The 17,877-nt window shown below is 68.4% G+C and carries 19 protein-coding genes; 12 read left to right on the plus strand and 7 right to left on the minus strand.

Features of this window, described 5'->3' with window-relative positions:
* Positions 1 to 132 precede the first annotated feature (132 nt).
* Genes E8A74_RS52855 through E8A74_RS29645 form a run of 3 tightly spaced genes read left to right on the plus strand, consistent with a single transcriptional unit; the run spans position 133 to position 3,307 of the window.
* Positions 133 to 1,077 (plus strand): peptidase associated/transthyretin-like domain-containing protein, encoded by a 945-nt coding sequence (locus E8A74_RS52855; RefSeq protein ID WP_170229473.1) that lies wholly within the window; start codon positions 133 to 135, stop codon positions 1,075 to 1,077.
* A complete protein-coding gene (locus tag E8A74_RS29640) occupies positions 1,074 to 2,597 on the plus strand; it encodes an NHL repeat-containing protein (protein WP_136932461.1) in 1,524 nt (507 codons plus the stop codon). Before E8A74_RS52855 ends, E8A74_RS29640 begins: the two co-directional genes overlap by 4 nt.
* 20 nt (positions 2,598 to 2,617) lie before the next feature.
* Positions 2,618 to 3,307 (plus strand): ExbD/TolR family protein, encoded by a 690-nt coding sequence (locus E8A74_RS29645; RefSeq protein WP_136932462.1) that lies wholly within the window; start codon positions 2,618 to 2,620, stop codon positions 3,305 to 3,307.
* Between the two features lie 590 nt (positions 3,308 to 3,897).
* Here the strand turns inward: E8A74_RS29645 and E8A74_RS29650 are convergent.
* The 5 genes from E8A74_RS29650 to E8A74_RS29670 all read right to left on the minus strand — a co-directional run bounded on the left by E8A74_RS29650 (position 3,898) and on the right by E8A74_RS29670 (position 8,854).
* Entirely contained in the window at positions 3,898 to 4,872 is a 975-nt protein-coding gene (locus tag E8A74_RS29650) for a Shedu anti-phage system protein SduA domain-containing protein (protein ID WP_170229474.1), read from the minus strand.
* Entirely contained in the window at positions 4,869 to 6,932 is a 2,064-nt protein-coding gene (locus E8A74_RS29655) for a sensor histidine kinase (RefSeq protein ID WP_136932464.1), read from the minus strand. Before E8A74_RS29655 ends, E8A74_RS29650 begins: the two co-directional genes overlap by 4 nt.
* Before the next feature lie 48 nt (positions 6,933 to 6,980).
* The gene (locus E8A74_RS29660) at positions 6,981 to 7,487 is read right to left on the minus strand and encodes a hypothetical protein (RefSeq protein WP_136932465.1); all 507 of its coding nucleotides are present in this window, start codon (positions 7,485 to 7,487) and stop codon (positions 6,981 to 6,983) included.
* A 31-nt stretch (positions 7,488 to 7,518) separates the two neighbouring features.
* Complete coding sequence (locus E8A74_RS29665; protein ID WP_136932466.1) at positions 7,519 to 8,310, minus strand: EF-hand domain-containing protein; 792 nt, start codon at positions 8,308 to 8,310, stop codon at positions 7,519 to 7,521.
* 121 nt (positions 8,311 to 8,431) lie between these two features.
* Entirely contained in the window at positions 8,432 to 8,854 is a 423-nt protein-coding gene (locus E8A74_RS29670) for a hypothetical protein (RefSeq protein WP_136932467.1), read from the minus strand.
* Positions 8,855 to 9,117: 263 nt separating this feature from the next.
* Here E8A74_RS29670 and E8A74_RS29675 point away from each other — a divergent pair, with 263 nt between their 5' ends.
* From E8A74_RS29675 to E8A74_RS29710, 8 genes are all read left to right on the plus strand, one after another.
* A complete protein-coding gene (locus E8A74_RS29675; RefSeq protein ID WP_136932468.1) occupies positions 9,118 to 10,380 on the plus strand; it encodes a vitamin K epoxide reductase/DsbA family protein in 1,263 nt (420 codons plus the stop codon).
* Positions 10,377 to 11,075: an OmpA family protein gene (locus E8A74_RS29680; protein WP_136932469.1), complete on the plus strand. Its 699-nt coding sequence runs from the start codon at positions 10,377 to 10,379 to the stop codon at positions 11,073 to 11,075. The genes E8A74_RS29675 and E8A74_RS29680 overlap by 4 nt, the downstream gene beginning before the upstream one ends.
* A 53-nt stretch (positions 11,076 to 11,128) precedes the next feature.
* A complete protein-coding gene (locus E8A74_RS29685; protein ID WP_232379799.1) occupies positions 11,129 to 11,797 on the plus strand; it encodes a TlpA family protein disulfide reductase in 669 nt (222 codons plus the stop codon).
* A gap of 36 nt (positions 11,798 to 11,833) precedes the next feature.
* Positions 11,834 to 14,224 carry a bifunctional serine/threonine-protein kinase/formylglycine-generating enzyme family protein gene (locus E8A74_RS29690; RefSeq protein WP_136932471.1) on the plus strand — a complete coding sequence of 797 codons (2,391 nt, stop codon included), beginning with the start codon at positions 11,834 to 11,836 and terminating at the stop codon, positions 14,222 to 14,224.
* A gap of 184 nt (positions 14,225 to 14,408) precedes the next feature.
* A complete protein-coding gene (locus tag E8A74_RS29695; protein WP_136932472.1) occupies positions 14,409 to 14,630 on the plus strand; it encodes a hypothetical protein in 222 nt (73 codons plus the stop codon).
* Positions 14,631 to 14,641: 11 nt separating this feature from the next.
* Positions 14,642 to 14,932, plus strand: a complete 291-nt coding sequence (locus E8A74_RS29700) for a hypothetical protein (protein ID WP_136932473.1) — start codon at positions 14,642 to 14,644, stop codon at positions 14,930 to 14,932.
* Positions 14,933 to 14,947: 15 nt separating this feature from the next.
* The gene (locus tag E8A74_RS29705; RefSeq protein ID WP_136932474.1) at positions 14,948 to 15,217 is read left to right on the plus strand and encodes a hypothetical protein; all 270 of its coding nucleotides are present in this window, start codon (positions 14,948 to 14,950) and stop codon (positions 15,215 to 15,217) included.
* Between the two features lie 17 nt (positions 15,218 to 15,234).
* Positions 15,235 to 15,531 carry a hypothetical protein gene (locus tag E8A74_RS29710; RefSeq protein ID WP_136932475.1) on the plus strand — a complete coding sequence of 99 codons (297 nt, stop codon included), beginning with the start codon at positions 15,235 to 15,237 and terminating at the stop codon, positions 15,529 to 15,531.
* Position 15,532: 1 nt separating this feature from the next.
* Here the strand turns inward: E8A74_RS29710 and E8A74_RS29715 are convergent, their stop codons facing one another.
* Positions 15,533 to 16,219: a YkgJ family cysteine cluster protein gene (locus E8A74_RS29715; protein WP_136932476.1), complete on the minus strand. Its 687-nt coding sequence runs from the start codon at positions 16,217 to 16,219 to the stop codon at positions 15,533 to 15,535.
* A 68-nt stretch (positions 16,220 to 16,287) separates the two neighbouring features.
* Here E8A74_RS29715 and E8A74_RS29720 point away from each other — a divergent pair, with 68 nt between their 5' ends.
* Positions 16,288 to 17,031: a glutamine amidotransferase gene (locus tag E8A74_RS29720; RefSeq protein WP_136932477.1), complete on the plus strand. Its 744-nt coding sequence runs from the start codon at positions 16,288 to 16,290 to the stop codon at positions 17,029 to 17,031.
* Positions 17,032 to 17,145: 114 nt separating this feature from the next.
* On the opposite strand, the gene E8A74_RS29725 is transcribed toward E8A74_RS29720, so the two are convergent.
* Complete coding sequence (locus tag E8A74_RS29725) at positions 17,146 to 17,787, minus strand: TetR/AcrR family transcriptional regulator (RefSeq protein ID WP_136932478.1); 642 nt, start codon at positions 17,785 to 17,787, stop codon at positions 17,146 to 17,148.
* Positions 17,788 to 17,877: the final 90 nt, after the last annotated feature.

Here is a 17,877-nt window from a genome sequence, read left to right on the forward strand (position 1 = left end):
CCCGAAGCTAGGGCGACGGAGCGAGGAATCCAGAAGGATTTCGAGCGATGTCGACCGACGATTCGGGGCGCGCAGCAGATAAGTCCACAGGCTGCTAGGCATACCCGGCGCGCCGCCTGGCTCGGCCTTTTCGTGGCGGCCGCGTGGCCGGCTTCCGCGGCCGCGGCCGAGACCGCCGTGCCGGATCCCGCGGCGCTGGCGCTCTTCGAGAGCGCGCGGGAGCTCGTGGAGAAGGGCGACTGGGCCGCCGGCTGCGCCAAGTTCGAGGCGAGCTTGATGGTGTATGCGGCGCCGAGCACGATGCTCAACCTCGCGAAGTGTTACGAGCACGAGGGCAAGCTCGCCAAGGCGTGGTCGGCCTACAAGCGGTCGCTCGTGCTCAACCAGGAGACGCCGGGCGCCGAGCGGAAAAGCGCGCTCGAGACGATCGCGAAGGAAGGCATCACCCAGATCGAGCCGAAGCTGCCCCGCGTAAAACTCACCGTCGTGAACCCGCCCCCCGGCCTTTACATCACGCGCAATGGCCAGGAGGTGCCCGCGGCCATGCTCGGGAGCGTCATCCCCGTGGATCCGGGCCCGCAGACGATCGCCGTGCAGGCGCCGGGCTTCCGCGCGATCCGAACCTCGTTCACCGCGACCGAGGGCAAGACGGAGCAGCTCTCCATCAAGCTCGAACCGGAACGCAGCGATGGGGCCTCCCAGGGCGGCGGGCGCATCCCGGTCTGGGCGTGGGTCGCCGCGGGCGGGGGCGTCGCGCTCGGCGTCGCGGCGGCCGGGTTCCGTATCGATCAGGCGCGCGTCGAGGGGAAGCAGGAGGCGCTCTGCGAGGGCGACCTGGAGAACGGTTGTCCGCCGCTCTCGCAATACAATCCGGCGGAGGACAACGCTCGCAAGAAGCGCGATTTCGCGCTCTTCGTGGGCCTCGGCGCCGGGGGCGTGCTCGCGCTCGGCGCGGCGGTGACGGGGTTCGTCCTCGGGCAGAAGTCACCCTCGCGGGGAGCTTCGGCAGGCCCCGTGGTCGTCCCGTGGATCGGACCGAACATCGCAGGTGCTGCCATCGGGAGTCGATTTCAATGAAACCTTTCGTCGTTCTGAGCGCGTCGACCCTCTTCCTCGCGGCTTGCCTCACGCCCGACGCCGTCCCGTCGCCCGAGCGCGACGCGGGCGCGGGCGGCATGGGTGGGCAGGGCGGCACGTCGAGCGCGGGCGGCGGCGGAGCCGGCGGAGCCGGCGGGACCGGCGGCGCGGCGAAGGGGGATTACCTCTGGGGGCAGGCGTTCGGGGCGCTCTTTTTGCAGCGCGCCGTGGCGATGGCCCTCGATCCGATGGACGACTCCATCTTCGTCACGGGGAACTACGAGTACGGCTTTTCGTTCACGGGCATGACAGACATCCCGCACGGGGGAGCCACCGACATCTTCCTCGCCAAATTCAAGCCAGAGGACGGCACGTACGTATCGCGGGTGGATTTCCAGGGCGATTATACTCATCAATACGTGACGGGCATCGCGGTGGGCGCCGACCGACACGTTCACCTGACCGGATATTTCAATGGGGACCTCTTCCCGGGCGCCTACAAGCTCCAGAACGGGGGCCAGAGCGACGTGTTCGTCGCGAAGCTCGACCCCGACGGCATGTTCGCCTGGACCCGGAAATACGGGGACGGCACCACGCAGCCCAAGCTCGGGACCACGATCGCCGTCAATTCGAAGGGCGAGACCCTCATCGCCGGGTATTTCGAGGGCTCGCTCGAATTCGTTCCGAACCAGCCGGTGATCGCGACGAACCGGGACATCTTCCTCGCCAAGCTCGACAAGGACGGCACGCCGGTCTGGAGCAAGCGCCTCGGAAATGGAAACCCGGGGGGCGTGCCGAACCACCTCCTCTGCCGTATCGTGGTCGATCACCTGGACAACATCGTCCTGGCGACGGCGTTCTCGGGCTCGATGAGCCTCGGCATGCCACTGACCGACGTGGGGAGCGTGGGCAACCGCGCCATTCTCCTCGCCAAGCTCGACCCGGAGGGCACGCCGCTCTGGCAGCATGTCTTCGGCGCCGCGAACGCCGAGCAACGCAGCCGCGCCCTCGCCATCGATGCCCAGAACAACATCCTGCTCACCGGCGACATGACCGGCACCGTCAACTTCGGAGGCGAGCCGCTCTCGACCCTGGCGAACGACGACGCCGACCTCTTCGTCGCGAAATTCGATCCGGAGGGCAAGCACCTCTGGAGCCTCCGCGCCGGCAGCACGCACGCGCAGGAGGGGAGGGCCATCGCCGTCGACGAACACGACAACGTGATCGTCACCGGCAGCTATCAAGGATTCCTCCAGTTCACCGGGGACGACGCGCTCGGCAACAGCGAGCTCGGCGCGGGAAACTACGACCTCTTCGCGCTCAAGCTCGATCCGAACGGCAAATACCTCTGGGCCAAACGATTCGGGAACACCTCCCACCAGATCGCCGAGGGGATGGCCATCGACCGCGAGGGCAACACGATCTTCGCGGGCTTTTTCGACGGGTCGATGAACCTGCCCGACAAGGTCATCACCTCGAAGGGATCCGACGATATCTTCGTCCTGAAGCTCTCGCCGTGATCCGATTTCACGCCGACGCCATGCGACCCTCCCTTCCGTTCGCCCTCGTTTCGCTCCCGCTGCTCGCCGCGTGCCAGGCCGCTGTGCCGACGCCTGCTGCGTCGCCTCCCTCCGAGGTTGCGCCCGCGACGCCGGCACTCCCCTTCGACCTGCCACAGGCGGCGGAGTCGACGAACGACGCCAATGTCTTCACCGTCGTGCTTGGCCCGAACGGCGCCATAAGGATCGATGGGCAAGTCGTCCCGTCCGACGAGGAGGTGCGTGCGCTGGCGAAACGCGCCCACGAGCAGGTCCCGGATGTCCGGGCCGTCATCCAGGCGGACGGGCTGACCCTCTGGAAAAGCGTCGTGCACACGATGGACCTCCTGAAGCAGGCCGGCATCGAGAAGGTCGCGTTCGGCGTGGCCAAGCAAGACCATACGAGCGGCAACATGCCGCCCCCCACGAATCCAGGGAACAACGTTTGGGCCTGCCAATTCCCAGCAGCGTCCGATGCGGCGGGGATCGACGACGCCACCGTTGTCCTGGTGGTCGCGGTGGCCGCCAACGGATCCCCCGAGTGGGTGCAGATTGTGAGCGATCCGGGTCATGGGTTCGGCATGGTCGCCGCGCAATGCGCGATGGCGAGGACGTATTCACCCGCGCTCAACAAAGAGGGCCGGCCGATGGCGGCGAAGACCCCGCCGATCCGGGTCAGGTTCGTCCGGTAGGGAACCGCGCACGGCACGGGCGGAAGGAACGCCCCGCCTCCCCCCACGTCCCTCCCCTGCTCCGGAAACCGATCCCCCGCGGGGGATCACCGTCCCGACCGGGGGACTGTACGAACGGATACGGGGGATCCCTTGCCGGACCGGGGGGATCCCTTGCCGGACCGGGGGGATCACTTCTCCGGACCGGGGGATTGTACGAACGGATACGGGGATCAAGTCTCGGGAGGGGGGGATCGACATCCGGGAGCAGGGGACCCAGCGCGGGGCCCTCCTTCCGCCCTCATTCCGGGACATCCACCCCGATCGTGTCCCCCTCTCCCACCTTCATCCACACCGCGCTCTGCTCAACCTCGTAACACACGTCACCTTCGTGCCGGAACTCGAAGGCATACCGCACGAAATGCTTCGATGTGCGATGACGAAAACCTACTCGCCTGCGCGGGACGACCAGGGCCGGCCGAAGACCGCAAAAACGCCGCCGATCCGGGTGAAGTTCGTGCGGTAGGTACCGGGCCACGGCACTGGGGCGTTCGTGATCCCGGGACGGCTTCCACTTCCTCGTGTTTCCGGCGAGTTCGGTCACGGCAAGCTTAGCCGTGGTCCTCCCCGTTTCGATAGCGGGAGAGGAACCCAAGGAGCTGCTCCGCACGCTCGATGAGGTCGTCGTAGGTCAGGATGGCGAGACCTGCGAGGAAGCTGTTTTCCAGGCGGAGTCGCTCGCGTTCTCTGGCGTCGCGGTACCGACCGATCACCACGTAGCTGCGGGGCCGGTGCAGCTCCATGCTCACGCCCCTCCGCATGTCGTGATGAAGGAGCCCTTGCCGCGGCTCGCGCGCGGCGGCGTCGTGGTATTGCATGATCTGGCCAATGGCCCGCGCACACTCGACGCTGTGGTGCATGAGCCCGTTGTAATCCGAGAAGATCGAGTCGCTCGGCCGCTTGAGTTCCCATAGATCCGCAAAGCCGTCCTGACGGACAGCCAGGAGATCGACCTTCATGCCGCGGGAGATCTCGTACGGCGACTCGCAGCTCTTGTATTCCGGGCCGAGAATGACGTCCCAGTGCCGGTGGATGAATTTGCGGTACTCGTCCTCCTTCTCATTTCGATCGACGAGGGCCCGGAATTCGGCCACGGTCTTGCTCATCCGGTAGGCGGGGCTCTTGAGCGCCACGACGACGGCCTTCAGCATCTCACGCTCGAGATCGTCGGCGTCCTTGAAGACGAAGGCTCCGCCGCGGTTCTGCTGAAGGACGCGACGCATGATTTCGCGGTCGCGGCTGTGCGCCGTGATCACGACGACGGGGCGAAAGGGGGCGACGTCGAGGAGGGCTTCGAGGGTGGCGATGCCGTGCTGGACGTCCTCGTCGGCTCGATCCGGCGCGGAGGGGATCTGGAGGTCCAGCAGGATCACCTCCGGGGAGACCTGCGCGGCCTTCTCGATCCCATCTTTCCGGGCCGAGGCGCGCTCGACGACGTAGCCGTCTGCCCGGAGCCATCGAACGTAGTCGCTCGCGCTCGCGTCGTTGTCCTCGATGACGAGGACCTTGGGCTTCGCTTCGCTCATGAGGGCTCCTTCCATGCGACGAACCGGGCCAAAAAGCACGCGCCGCCGGCGTGGTCGGGATCGATGTCGACCATGCCGCCGACGCGCTCGGCGTAACGGCGGGCGATGGGCAATCCCATGCCCGTCCCGAGCGGCTTGTCCCCGCCCTTCTTGGTCGTGACGTAGAGGCCGAAGATGCGCTCCCGATCCGCAGGGTTCACGCCGGGCCCGTTGTCGATGACGTCGATACGAACGGTGTCGCCTTCGGAGCGGGCGGGGACGACGACGCGGGGCGTGACGGTGCCGGGGCCGAAGGTGATGGCCTGGAAGGCGTTTTCGATCAGGGAGTCGAGGATCTCCTGGAGGACGTCGCGGCTGGCCCGGACACGGATGGCGGCGTCGATATCGAGGGTGCGGGCGATGGCCGGGTATTGCGCGGCGATCCGCTCCAGGCTGGCCTCCGCGACGTCGCGCACGACGACGCCGGTGATGGCGGCTTCGGGGACCTCGTGCCAGCGGCGGGTCTGCTCGGCGAGGGCGCGCTGGTGTTCGATCTCGTGATCGATGCGGCGAAGCTCGTATTCCAGGGCGTCGCGGTCCTCGGGGCGCAGCCGCTTCTTGAGGGTGTTGAATTGAGCGCGTAGGGCGCCGGCCGAGCGCCGGAGCTGATGCCCGAGCGTGGCCTGGAGACGTCGCTCGACCTGATCCTCGATCTCCTTGCGGACCTCATCGCTCCGGTCGGCGGTGGCGATCGAGGCGGCCTCGGGGGAGATGAGGGCGAGGAAAAGGAGGACGTATTCGCGGGGGAATTGGTGGCGGGTGAGGATGTTCGGGTCGGCGGCGATTTTTCGGGCGAGGAAGTAATGGTGGATGAGCTCATTTCTGAACGACGCCTGCGGAACATCCGGGTCCCACATCAACCAGCTCGCCTCCTCGTCGATCCCGAGGCTGAGGTATTCATGGGCGTCGTAGAATCGCCTCGGGGCAGCTTCGAGGGCGAATTGCTCGAGCGCTGCCTCTTCCCACAAATCGAGGTGCCAAAGCTCCTCGATGGGGATGGGCCGTTCGATGAGCAGGCACATGTAACGATGCACGACGATGGAGATCCACTCGGTCCCTTCCAGGCGCCCGAGTTCACGGTCCTCGGAGTCGAGAACGGCGAGCAATGTACGCGCGTTGACGATGTCGTCCGAGAGTTTTCGAAATGCTTCGTTCTGCGTGCGTGCATCCACAAGCTTTTGTCGCACGGACTCGTTCGAGATCCGACCCACGAACCATGCCTCGATCTCTTCCCGATCATAGGGCACGAGATCGAATTGCTCCCTCGCCTCATCGCGCCGGTCCCATACGTAGGCGTCCACGATGAGCACCGGATCGGATACATGAATACCGTTCCAGAGCGGCGCCAGGAATCGGCCCGGGATCCGCGCGTTCAGCGCATGTTCGTACAGATTCGTGTCACAAAGCAGCCACCGGTCCTCGGGGCTTCTTAACCAGGCTTTGGCGCTCTCATAGCAAGCCTTCGGGAAAAATGAACGAGCATCACGGCGGGGGTTGCCTCTCAGGAAAAGATCCTTCGAGGGACGGCCGTCGAGCCACTTGAGAATGCCGTCGACGACATCCACCACCTCGCCGCTCTCGCTCTTCATTCGACGCGGCATGTAATACCTGTCGAGCCCCTGGCTCACGTACTCCGCCACCTGCCGCCGCACGAGGTCCACGAAGCCGGACAGCTCGAGCACGAGCCTCTTCCACGTGACGACCTCCGCCGTCCGCCCCGTGATGTCCGTCCGATGCCCCGCCGGCAAGCTCCCCGTCGGCACCACCGCCAGCGCCCGCTCCGCCTTCCTCGCCTTCCGTCGCTCCTCCAGCGCCTCGATCGCCTGCCCGATCCCCTCCGCCCCCGGGCAGCTCGGCCAGACCTCGAAGTACGTCCTGGCTCGGTCGAACCCCGTACGTTTCGTCGCGAACCAGTCGACCACGCCGGGCTCGGCGCCCACGGCCTGCGTCACGTCGTAGCCCGCCTCCTTGAACACGCGGGCCACGCGCTCCGGGGTGATCTGCTCGGGCTCGTTCGCCATACGCCCCTCATCCTCACCGGCCACGATGCTCCCGGGCAAGCTGCTCGCTCACCCCTCCTCCACGGTGATCGTGTCCCCCTCCCCCACCTTCATCCACACCGCGCTCTGCTCGCCCTCGTAACACACGTCACCTTCGTGCCGGAACTCGAACGCGTAGCGCACGAAATGCTTCGTCGCGCCCCGCCGCGCGCGCACCTCGCGGCACGTCGCCAGGATCGGCGCGCCCGGCGGCACGAGCTTGCGGAAGACCACCTGGTAGAGGTGCGTCCCGTAGCCAATCCAGCCCGCGGCGTGGCGCATTCCGTGGAGGTAATACGAATGGATGAACCCCAGCATCCCCGAGGCGTGCACCATCGTCGCGCCCGCGACGTGCCGCGGGTGGCGCACCGGGTGCGCGCGCTGCGAGGTCGTGAACGGCAGCGGTTTGTCCGTGGGCATCTGGCAGACGACGCGTTTCCCCTCGGGGTCGAGCTCGACGATCGCATCGAAGAGCAGGACCTCCGGGTCGTAGGGCAGGTCGGCGAGGAACGCGTCGTCGAAGGGCTGAAGGGGCATGCCGCGTGGTAGCAAGGCCCCTCCCCGCGCGTCAACGCGGCTCGCGCCCCGGGCCCTCGGGCCGCATCCGCTCCCGCATCCGCCGCTCGAACTCGGGGCTCATCGGCTGCGCCCGCCCTGCCGCCGCGGGCACGAGCGACACCCAGTTGCCAAGCAGCGTCGTCGCGGCCTGCGCCTCGTCCGGGGAGAGCTCCCCGTCCTCGTTCGCGTCGGCGGCCGCGAACGCCGCGCGCGCCGGCACCAGCATGGCGGCCTCGAATTCGCGCACGTCGAGCGTGCCGTTCCCGTTCCCGTCGGCCTTCTCGAACGCGGACGTCGCCATCCGCGCGGCGAACGCGGCGGCTCCCTCGTGGAGCTCGCGGCGCGAGATCGTCCCGTCGCCGTCCGCATCCACGGCGCCGAAGAGCGCGTCGACCGCGCGCTCGGTCGCCTCGTGCGCCTGCGCGGCCGAGATCGACGCGCCCCAGGTCACCCCGATCCGGGCCTCCAGCGCGTCGATCGACTCGCCGGACATCTGCCCCGTCAGCGCGCCGAGCACCCGCGACAGCGCGGGCATCGACGCCGACGCCTCTCGCGCCTCGTCGGCCGACACCACGCCGTCGCCGTCCGCGTCGGCCCGGAAAAACACGGCGCCGACGAGCATGTTGAGCTGCGCCGTCGCCTCCTGCCGCTCGATCCTCCCATTCTGATCCGCGTCGAGCCCGAAAAAGGCGCGATCGAGGAGGACGCTGCCCTCCTCGCCGGACCCCTGGGCGCCTGCCACGCTCGCCGCCGTGATCGTCGCGAGCGCGACGATCCCTTGCGTGAACCTCCGTGCTGCCATGGTTCCCTCTCTGGTCGATTCGTCGAATGATTCGACGGGACAAACAGGCGGGGGAGCCGACGCGAGGCGCGCCGCTCCCCCGGGTTCGAACGGAAACACTGCGGAGCCACGGGCCGTTGCCCTATTGCTTCTGTTGCGGCTGCTCCTGCTTCGGCTGCGGCGCCGGTTGTTGTTGCTGGGCCGGCCGGATCACGACATCGAGCCGCACCTGATCCCCTTCTTTGTAGTTCTGGAGGGACGCGGGCGGGAAGTTGAACTCGAGCTGGCCTCGCTCGGTCTCCACCTTGAGGTCGCCCTTTTCCTTGTCGATGTCGACGATGCGGCCCGTCACCTGATGGCGCCCGATCCCGGCCTGCGCCATCTTCTGGGCGGCCTGCTGCTTGGCTTGCTCCTTGCGCTGCTGCATCTGCTGCTGCGGCTGCTGCTGCTGCGGCTGCGGCGCGGCGCCTTGTTGCGGCTGTTGCTGCGCGCCTTCCTCGGCCCTCACGGCGCCGGCGCTCACCACGAGCGCGGCCGCGGCCATCAGACCAAAGAGCTTCTTCATGGCTTTTGTCTCCTCCGACCCATGGATGCTCGGGAAGCCGGGGCATGACGAGCCTGGTTCCCCCCCGAGGTCCTGGTGGGCCTCCGCCCTCACCGCCTCGCAACGGTGGTGCCGTCCGGAACCGAGACGGATCGCGGACGCTCGCTTCTTCTCCGGTATGCCCGTCTGCGCAGACTGGGAACGCTCCTTTCCACCTCCGCCCGTTCGGTGCGCCACCCTAGAGACCGTTTGACGGGCCGGGGTTGTCGGCGTAAGCCCACGACATGTCCGGCGCACCTCGTCGCTGGCCCTCGGCCCTCGCGCTCGTCGCATCGCTGATCGGGCTCGTCTTTGGCGGCCTCTCGACGCTCGATTACTCGAGGCACCTCGACCGCCAGGTCCACGATATCCACTGCTCGTTCATCCCCGGGCTCGCCGCCGGCGGGGCGGGTGAGAACGCCTGCCGCGCGGCCATGTACAGCCCGTACTCCGCGCTCTTCCGCGATCGGTACTGGGGCGGCATCCCGATCTCGCTCTTCGCCGTCGGGGCCTTCGCGTTCTTCGCGTCCTACGCGCTCTACCTCCTGCTCGCCGGGCCCCGGGCCCCGCGCCGCGCCGCCCAGTTCTTCGGCGCCGTGAGCCTCACGCCCCTGCTCGTCTCGGCGCTGATGTTCGCGATCTCGGCGCTCAAGCTCGGGCAGTACTGCAAGACGTGCGTCGGGATCTACATCTCGTCCGTCCTGCTCGCCGTGAGCGGAATCTTCCTCCTGCTCGACGCGCGGTCGAAGGGCGCGCCCGCTCCGGCGGCGGACAAACCGGAGGGCGCTGCCGAAGGCGCGGGCGCCGGGCGGCCCGTGGGCTCGCTCTGGCTCGTGCCCGGCTGGCTCCTCGCGCTCGGGATCTTCACGATCACGCCGACCTTGATCTACCTGAGCGCGCTGCCGAGCTACGCGTCGTACATCACGGGCTGCGGCAAGCTCGCAAAGCCCACCGAGCCAAACAACGCGCTGCTCCGGCACACGCCGGCCGGCGCGAAGCAGCCGGCGACGCTCTTCGTCGATCCGCTTTGCCCGACGTGCAAGGCGTTCCACAAGCGCCTGGAGGCCGACGGGATCTTCGAGCGCCTCGACACGACGCTCGTGCTGTTCCCGCTCGACAACGAGTGCAACTGGATGCTCGACCGCCCGCTGCACCCGGGCGCCTGCCTGGTCTCGAAGGCCGTGCTCTGTGGGGAGAACCGCGCGGTCGACGTGCTCGAATGGGCCTACGACAACCAGGAGCGGCTGCTCGAAGGCGCGAAGTCGCCGGCGGGGCTCGCCACCGTGCGCTCGGCGATCCGGGAAAAATGGTCGAACCTCGACGCGTGCATCGATTCGAAAGACACGAAGCTTCGGCTCGATCGAATGCTCCGCCACATCGTGAACAACCAGTTGCAGGTCAGCACGCCGCAGCTCTTCCTCGGCGATACGCGGCTCTGTGACGAGGACAGCGACATCGGCCTCGCCTACAGCATCCGCAAGCTCGCGCCGGACTTGAGGTTGCCATGAAATACGCAGGAATCGTCGGAATCGTGGCCGGGTGCACGCTGCTCGCGGGGTCCGCCTTTGCGGTGCACGCGGAGGTGAAGTCCTCGGCGGAGCGGCTGAAGACGGGGATCGCGGAGTCGGTGAAGCCCGCGGTGGCGATCGCGAACGACGCGGAGGCCCCCTACTGCACGCCGAAATTCAAGGAAGTGCTGGCGCGCGTGATTCACGCATGCGGGCTCGAAGGCGGGGCCGCGCGACGCGGCTGCCAGCCGGCCGACGTGAAGACGCTGGCCTCGATCAGCGACGACGATTTCAACGCGCTCTTCACGCCGCTGAAGGATCGCGGGGGCGTCGTGATGTACGACGACGGCTCGGAGAAGCTCGACGACGACGGCAAGAAGATGCTGGAGGAGCTCTGGGTCGAGCGGAAGGGCGCGCGATATTTCTTCATCGTGGCCCGCGCCTCGAAGACGGGCACGCCGGACTTCAACCGGTCGCTCTCGCACAAGCGCGCGAACAGCGCGTTTTTCCACGTCGGCGACAAGTTCAAGGAGCCCGATCTCGACAAGCAGGTGGGCCTGCTCTGGCTCGGCAACGAGTTCGCCCAGCTCGGCAAGGAATACTGCGAATGGAATGTCTCGCGGAAAGGCAAGCCCTGCGCCGCGGAGGCGATCAACCGGAGCGCGTTCGTATCATGGGTCGACTGTCAACTGTGATGGGGGCTCCGGCCGGCCCTGCGGGCCGCCCTCTGCCCCCAAACCCCCGCGCCTTGCTCGCTGCGTGCGTATGCTCGCTGGCCCTCGCGGCGTGCGAAAACGGCGGGACGGTCAAGCCGGAGCCGCCGGTGACGGGCCGCAGCAATGCCGTCACGGCCGGGAGCAACGCGGCTGCGACGACCCCGGCCTCGGCGACGCCCTCCGCGAAGCCGAGCGCCGCGCCCGCCGCACCCCGCAAGCTCTGCGCCGATACGACGGCGCGCCAGGCGCCCAAGGGCGCCCTGAAGACCGCCGCGGCCCCGGGCGCGACGGCCCTGCCCGCGAGCATTTCGTTCGGCGTGGGCAAATGGGTCTGGGTGAACCTGTGGGCGGCCTGGTGTGGGCCGTGCAAAGAAGAAATGCCCCGGCTCCAGAACTTCCAGAGCCGCCTGCGCAACGCCGGGGTGATGATCGACCTCGCGTTCGTCTCGCTCGACGACGACGAACGGCAGCTCTCGCGGTTCCTCGAAGCCCAACCCGAGGCCGGGGTGCGCGCGTCCTACTGGCTCCCCGAAGGCGGCGGGCGCGACACCTGGATCGGGACCCTCGGGGTCAAGGACGCGGGCAACCTCCCCGTCCACGCCCTCATCGCGCCCAGCGGGCAGCTCGCCTGCCTCATCCAGGGGGCCGTCGAGGAGACGGACTACCAAGCGATCGCCGACATCGTCAGCGCGAAGCGATGACGCGCGGCGCCCTTCGCGGTAGAAGCTAGCCCGCCCATGTCGGAGCCCGAAAAGAACCGCGATCCCTTCCAGCTCTGCGGAATCACCATCGAGGGCAAGTACCGCGTCACCCAGGTGATCGGCGACGGCGGCTTCGGCGTCGTCTACCGCGGCGAGCACATCGGCTTCGGCGAGAGCATCGCGATCAAGTGCTTGAAGCTGCCCGCAGAGCTCGGCGAGAAGCAACGCGCCCAGTTCCTCGAACAGCTCCGCGAAGAAGGGCGGCTGCTCCACCGGCTCTCGCGCGTCACCTCGGGGATCGTGCAGGCGCTCGACGTCGGCGCGTTCGTCACGCAAAACGGCACGTGGGTGCCGTACCTCGTGCTCGAGTGGCTCGAAGGCGAGACGCTCGGCGAGCTCATCAAGAACCAGAGCAGCCGTGGCGGCATGACCACGGCCGACGCCGTGGCCCTGCTCGAACCCGCGGCGCGCGCGCTCGCCGTGGCGCACGCGCAGAAGATCGCGCACCGCGACGTCAAGCCCGCGAACCTCTTCGTCACGGACGTCGGCGGCAAGCGCACCGTGAAGGTGCTCGACTTCGGCATCGCGAAGGTGCTCACCGAGCACGCGAGCTTCACCGAGGCGCTCGCCGCGACGCGGCAAGGGCCGACCGCGTTCACGCCGCGCTACGGCGCGCCCGAGCAGTTCAACAAGCAGCGCGGCGCGACGGGCCCGTGGACCGACGTGTTCGCCCTGGCGCTGATCTTCGTGGAGCTCGTGAGCGCGCGCAAAGCGCTCGAAGGCGACGATCCGACGGAGCTCTACATCATCGCGGCGGACCCGAGCCTGCGGCCGACGCCACGCGCGCGCGGCGCGAACGTGAGCGAGGCCGTCGAGCGCGTGATCGAGCGCGCGCTCAGCGTGGAGCCGAAGCACCGCTTCCCCGACGCAGGCGCGTTCTGGGACGCGCTCGTCGCCGCCGCCGCCGCCGCCGAGGGCGGGGCCCGCGTCTCGACGGACAAACACGCGGCGTCGATCCCGCCGACGATCCAGGAGTCCGCCGCGGATGGCCTGCTCTCGACGGCCGAGTTCGCCGAGAAGAAGCAGCTCGGCGTGGCCACGGAGCAGAACCGCGCGACGGGGAACCTCCGCGACAGCGCGGCGTTCGGCGTGACCGAGGCGGCGCCGACGATCGCGCAGCCGGGCGCGAGGCCGGCGGGCCCCGTGACGACGCGGGATCGGGATCCAATGGCGGAGACGCCGCTCGGCGAGCGCCTGCCGCAGCCCTCGCAGACGGGGCCGAAGCAGCCGCCCGCGAACGCGACCCCGCTGCCGCAGCCGAAGGACAGCATCGAGAAGACCGGGCTCGAATCGACGGCGACGGCCGAGGGGAAAGGCAAGCCGGTCTGGCCGTGGCTGCTCGGCGCGTTGCTCGTGGGCGGCGGGGCGCTCGGCTACACGCTGCTCACGATGGGCTCGCCCAAGGGCAAACCCCCGCAAAAGCCCGTGGCGAGCGCGACGGCGTCCGTGAAGGGCTCGCCCTCGGGCGGACCCAGCACCACGCTGCCGACGGCCCTCGCGAGCGCCAGCACGAGCGCGAGCGCGTCGGCGATGCCCTCGGCGTCCGCGGCCGCGCCGTTCGTGCCGCCGCGGGACATGGTCCTCGTCGCGCCGGGCTCGGCCAAGCTCGGCGAGGGCCCGGATCAGCGGCAGGTGACGCTCTCGAAGGGGTTTTACCTCGACGCGATGGAGGTCACGACGGGGCAGTACCGCGCTTGCGTCACGGCCGGGAAATGCCCGTCGGCCAAGCAGGTCGTCCTGCCGGCGGAGAGCGCCGCGAAGCTCATGGCGTCGGCCGACGCGGAAGAAGATCCCGAGGCGAAGGCCTCGCCCGAGGAGTTCGCCCAGGCGTGGACGCCGAAGTGCAACGACACGCGTGACGCCATGGATCACCCGATCAACTGCGTCACGCACGCGGCCGCGGAGACCTATTGCGCGTTCCGCGGCCGCCGTTTGCCCACGGAGGCCGAGTGGGAGCTCGCCGCGCGCGGCACGGCCGGCCGCGCCTTCCCCTGGGGCGACAATGCGCCCACGTGCAACCGCGCCTGCTTCGATCGCAACGGCAAGTGCGTCGAGGGCAGCGAGGGCGTGGGGACGTGCCCGTCGGGCGGCAGGCCCCTCGATCGCACGCCCGACGCGCTCTTCGATCTCGGCGGCAACGTGGCCGAGTGGGTCGCGGACGGCTACGCCGCGCCCCCGCCTTCGGGCACCGATCCCAAGGGCCCGACGAGCGTGCCTTTGCGGGTCGTCCGCGGCGGGAGCTTCCTCGACCCGGCGAGCCGCGTCCGCGCGAGCTTCCGCCTCGGCATCGTCCCGAGCGCGGCCCACGTGACGATCGGCTTCCGCTGCGCGCTCGACGCGCCGGACGAGCCTGCGCCGACGCCCTGATCCGCCCACGCCGCGGGTCGTTTCGTCCGTCTGTAGAAGCTCGTTTGCCCGGTGCGTCCGCGTGCTCCGTACCACGCCCGCGCGTGGGGTAAAACGTTGACATAGACGTAAAATTTGGCGAGGTTGTACGGGCGGCGGGGGGCCACACGAGCGCTCCGCGCGAGATCACAGGAGCTTGGTGCAGATGAGCAAATGGCTACTCAGCGCGAGCGCCTTCGTGCTGCTGTCGGGCGCCTTCGGATGTACGCCGCCGAAGGTCGTCACACAGATCACGAGCGCTCGTGACCAGATGAAATTCCTGGTCGTCCAGGGCAACTCGCAGCAGGTCGTCAAGTGCCAGGTGGGCGCGGACGGCGCGCTTTCCGGATGCAAACCGATGCAGCTCGTCCTTCAGGACGAGGATTGAGAGGAGTCACCATGTCCCGCATCCCGATGGCGCTCGCCTCTCTCGCGCTCGTGGCGCTCTCGACGGGTTGTGTCTCGCGCACGATCACCCGCTTCGAGGACAACCAGAAGAGCCCCGTGACCGCGCTCGAGGTCAGCAAGTTCGAGAATTACCTCTTCTTCGCGAAGAAGACGCACCAGTTCTACCTGTGCCAGGACACGGGGGACAAACTGATCTGCAAGCTGTCGTGTGACGGCCAGAACGACGTCGTCTGCCCGCAGGCGGGCGGCACGTATTCTGGCGCGACGACGAACGTCCGCTGAGAAAGGAGACGCACGATGAAATCGATTCGTATCGCGCTCGTCGCGCTGCTCGCGCTCGCCGGCGTCGCGTGTGGACCGCCCCCGAAGATCCTGACCTCGCAGACGTTCCTGGGCCCCGAGAAGGTGTACCAGGAGCGCATCCAGAACACGGGCCAGGTCGATCCCTCGACGAAGAAGCAGCTCTTCAACTTCTCCGTCACCGTGTGTGACGTCACCGACACCGGCTCCGCGAATTGCAAGGAGACCAAGGTGCTCGACAACGTCCTTCCCGAGAGCATTTACTGACAGGAGGAGCGACTGCCATGAAGACACTTCTTTGGGCCTGCGCGGCGCTCTGCCTGCTGACCGGCGTGGGATGTTCGAACCAGGTCCGTTACCGCACGGCCGGTCACTGGATGTCGACGGCGGACGGCAAGCCCGTCCTCTACCAGACGTTCCTCGAGGGCACGTGCTCCAGCGGCTTCGCCGGCTTCGGCAAGGGCTGCTCGGACACGAACTCGAAGCTCAAGCGCTGCACGCTGAACCCCGACAACACGCTCACCTGCGTGGACGACACCACCGCAAACGCGATGCTCAACAAGGACCTCCCCGAGCGTTGATTCAGGGCCCTCGCAAAGGAGGGCCCCGATCGAATGCTTCGAGGATCTCGTCCCACGCCGCTCCGTCCCGGAGCCCGAGCGTCTCCCGCCTCGCCGAAAGACACGCCTCGCTGCCGGCCACGAAGGCCCGGCAGTCCCCGGGGCGAATCTCGTAAATCGTGCACCGTTTGTCTGGGCCGAGCAATTGGCACCGGCCCTCCGCCAAACGAAGCGTGACCCGCCCGTCCCGCGACCGCTTCACGTACGCCCGGCCCGTGAGGTCCCTGCGGCCCGCGGCGCGGAACCGCGCGAGGTCATGCTCGTCGAGCCGCACGTCCGCGTCGTGGCAGCAGGCCGCGCAGGTCGTGCAATCGAGCGGCATCTCGCGCGTGGGCCCCTCGTGCAGCGCATCACGCGCGCACCAGTCGAGCACGGCGGGCCGGAAGCGGGGCCGGATCCGCACGCGGGCGAGGCCGGCCGCCGGGCCGGTCTTCACGCGCTGGAATCGCCGCTGCTCCAGGGTGAGCAGGGCGCAGAGGCCGAGCTCGGTGAGCTTTCCCTGCTCGGTCAGGCCGAGGAGGATCTGCACCGAATCCCGGTCGTCCACGATCGCCGCGTGCCCGCCCGCGCGCACGTGGGCCGCGGCGCGCGCGAGAAAGCGCGGCCGGAACCTGCGCCAGACGGGGCGCTCCACGGGCGGCGCGGACATGTCGCCCCTATAACGTGCGCGGCGCCGGGAGGGGGACCTTTTCCGGCAACATGATTATGATCGGAGGGATGGCTGCCGAGCGCTCGGATCGATCCCACCGGAAAATCTTCATCATGAAGACGGGCGAGCCCGTCCCGAAGGTGCGCGAGCGCCGCGGCGAGTTCGCGGATCTCATCACCTCCGTGATCGGCGACGCCTGGAGCGGCGGCTACGAGACCTTCGACGCCCGCGAGGGCGGGCCGCCGGACCTGCGCGACGCCGCCGCCCTCGTGATCACCGGCTCGGCGGCGAACGTGCCCACCCGCGAGCCCTGGATGCTCGCCACCGAGGGCTATTTGCGGGAGGTCGTGGGCCTCGGCGTGCCCACGTTCGGGATTTGCTTTGGGCACCAAATTCTCGCCCAGGCGCTCGGGGGCGAGGTGCAGCGGAACCCGCGCGGCCGGGAGATCGGCTCGCGGGCGATCCACAGGCTCACGGACGACCCGATCTTCGACGGCCTGCCCCAGGTCTTCACGGCGAACGTGACGCACGTGGACACGGTCGTGCGGCTGCCGCGCGGGGCGACGGCGCTCGCGAAGAACGACCTCGAAGACCACCACGCGATTCGCTTCACCGAGACCTGCTACGGCGTGCAGTTCCACCCCGAGCTCGATGCCGACGTGATGCGCGGCTACATCGAGCACCGCTGGGAGGTCCTCGCCGGCGAGGGATTCTCCGTGGAGACACTGCACGCCGCGATCGAAGAGGGCGACTTCGGGCGGCGCACGCTCGTGAACTTCATCCGCCACATCCTCCCGCGCGACGCGCGCTGACGTTTCGCGTGATGCTCGCGCGACGTTACGTCAGCATCGTAAAAAACTGACTCGTGGGTCAGGTCAGGACGAACCCCTCTGGAGGGATGGAATGACCGGCCGGTCTGCGGCGCGTTATGCGCTCTTTTTGCGGGTCTTGCGGGGCGCCGGGGGGACCGAGACGGGCGGATCGAGGGCGCGATCGATGCGCAGGTAACCGCGCTGCAGGAGGCGAAAGATCTGCTCTACGAGCTGCTCGCGGGGCCACGCCTGGCCGCGATCGGTGCTCTCGGTGAAAATTTCTTTGAGCGCGCCGACGGTGAACGTCGCGTACATCGAGGTGTCGCCTTCGGCCACGATTCCAAGGCGCTGGCCCTCGTCGAGGCTCATGCGGAGGAGCGTCTTCACGCCGTCGTAGAAGGAGCGGATCTTCGCGGCGAAGGCCGGATCGAGGCCCGGCGCGAAGGAGAGCAGGAGCTGCGTGAGCGCGGGGTCGTCGAGCAGGACGGCCACGATGCCGCGGATGTTGTGCTTGATCTGCGCCTCGATGTCGCCCTGCGTGTCGACCGTGAGGATCGCGGCGCCGAGGCGCGAGAAGAGCCCGTCGACGAGCTCCACGAAGACCGAACGCTTGTCGGGGAAGTAGAGATAAAACGTGCCCTTGGCGACGCTCGCCCGGGCCACGATGTCGTCGACCTTCGCCGCGTGATAGCCCTTCGTCGCGAAGACGTCGCGAGCCGCGCGGAGGAGCTCGAGACGGCGCTCGGCCTTGTCCATGAAGGGCCTTGTACCACCTCGCCCCCGTGATACGCACCACGGATACGCGCCAGGCGAGCGGCCTCTGCCTTGCCTCGATCCGGACCCCAT

Source organism: Polyangium fumosum (assembly GCF_005144585.1).
Taxonomy (GTDB): Bacteria; Myxococcota_A; Polyangia; order Polyangiales; family Polyangiaceae; genus Polyangium; species Polyangium fumosum.

What these genes read in the sequence shown, in the direction of transcription:
- E8A74_RS29640 (WP_136932461.1), top strand. Translation starts at nt 1,074, where the DNA reads ATGAAACCTTTCGTCGTTCTGAGCGCGTCGACCCTCTTCCTCGCGGCT.
- E8A74_RS29645 (WP_136932462.1), top strand. Translation starts at nt 2,618, where the DNA reads ATGCGACCCTCCCTTCCGTTCGCCCTCGTTTCGCTCCCGCTGCTCGCC.
- E8A74_RS29650 (WP_170229474.1), bottom strand. Translation starts at nt 4,872, where the DNA reads ATGAGCGAAGCGAAGCCCAAGGTCCTCGTCATCGAGGACAACGACGCG.
- E8A74_RS29655 (WP_136932464.1), bottom strand. Translation starts at nt 6,932, where the DNA reads ATGGCGAACGAGCCCGAGCAGATCACCCCGGAGCGCGTGGCCCGCGTG.
- E8A74_RS29660 (WP_136932465.1), bottom strand. Translation starts at nt 7,487, where the DNA reads ATGCCCCTTCAGCCCTTCGACGACGCGTTCCTCGCCGACCTGCCCTAC.
- E8A74_RS29665 (WP_136932466.1), bottom strand. Translation starts at nt 8,310, where the DNA reads ATGGCAGCACGGAGGTTCACGCAAGGGATCGTCGCGCTCGCGACGATC.
- E8A74_RS29670 (WP_136932467.1), bottom strand. Translation starts at nt 8,854, where the DNA reads ATGAAGAAGCTCTTTGGTCTGATGGCCGCGGCCGCGCTCGTGGTGAGC.
- E8A74_RS29675 (WP_136932468.1), top strand. Translation starts at nt 9,118, where the DNA reads ATGTCCGGCGCACCTCGTCGCTGGCCCTCGGCCCTCGCGCTCGTCGCA.
- E8A74_RS29680 (WP_136932469.1), top strand. Translation starts at nt 10,377, where the DNA reads ATGAAATACGCAGGAATCGTCGGAATCGTGGCCGGGTGCACGCTGCTC.
- E8A74_RS29690 (WP_136932471.1), top strand. Translation starts at nt 11,834, where the DNA reads ATGTCGGAGCCCGAAAAGAACCGCGATCCCTTCCAGCTCTGCGGAATC.
- E8A74_RS29695 (WP_136932472.1), top strand. Translation starts at nt 14,409, where the DNA reads ATGAGCAAATGGCTACTCAGCGCGAGCGCCTTCGTGCTGCTGTCGGGC.
- E8A74_RS29700 (WP_136932473.1), top strand. Translation starts at nt 14,642, where the DNA reads ATGTCCCGCATCCCGATGGCGCTCGCCTCTCTCGCGCTCGTGGCGCTC.
- E8A74_RS29705 (WP_136932474.1), top strand. Translation starts at nt 14,948, where the DNA reads ATGAAATCGATTCGTATCGCGCTCGTCGCGCTGCTCGCGCTCGCCGGC.
- E8A74_RS29710 (WP_136932475.1), top strand. Translation starts at nt 15,235, where the DNA reads ATGAAGACACTTCTTTGGGCCTGCGCGGCGCTCTGCCTGCTGACCGGC.
- E8A74_RS29715 (WP_136932476.1), bottom strand. Translation starts at nt 16,219, where the DNA reads ATGTCCGCGCCGCCCGTGGAGCGCCCCGTCTGGCGCAGGTTCCGGCCG.
- E8A74_RS29720 (WP_136932477.1), top strand. Translation starts at nt 16,288, where the DNA reads ATGGCTGCCGAGCGCTCGGATCGATCCCACCGGAAAATCTTCATCATG.
- E8A74_RS29725 (WP_136932478.1), bottom strand. Translation starts at nt 17,787, where the DNA reads ATGGACAAGGCCGAGCGCCGTCTCGAGCTCCTCCGCGCGGCTCGCGAC.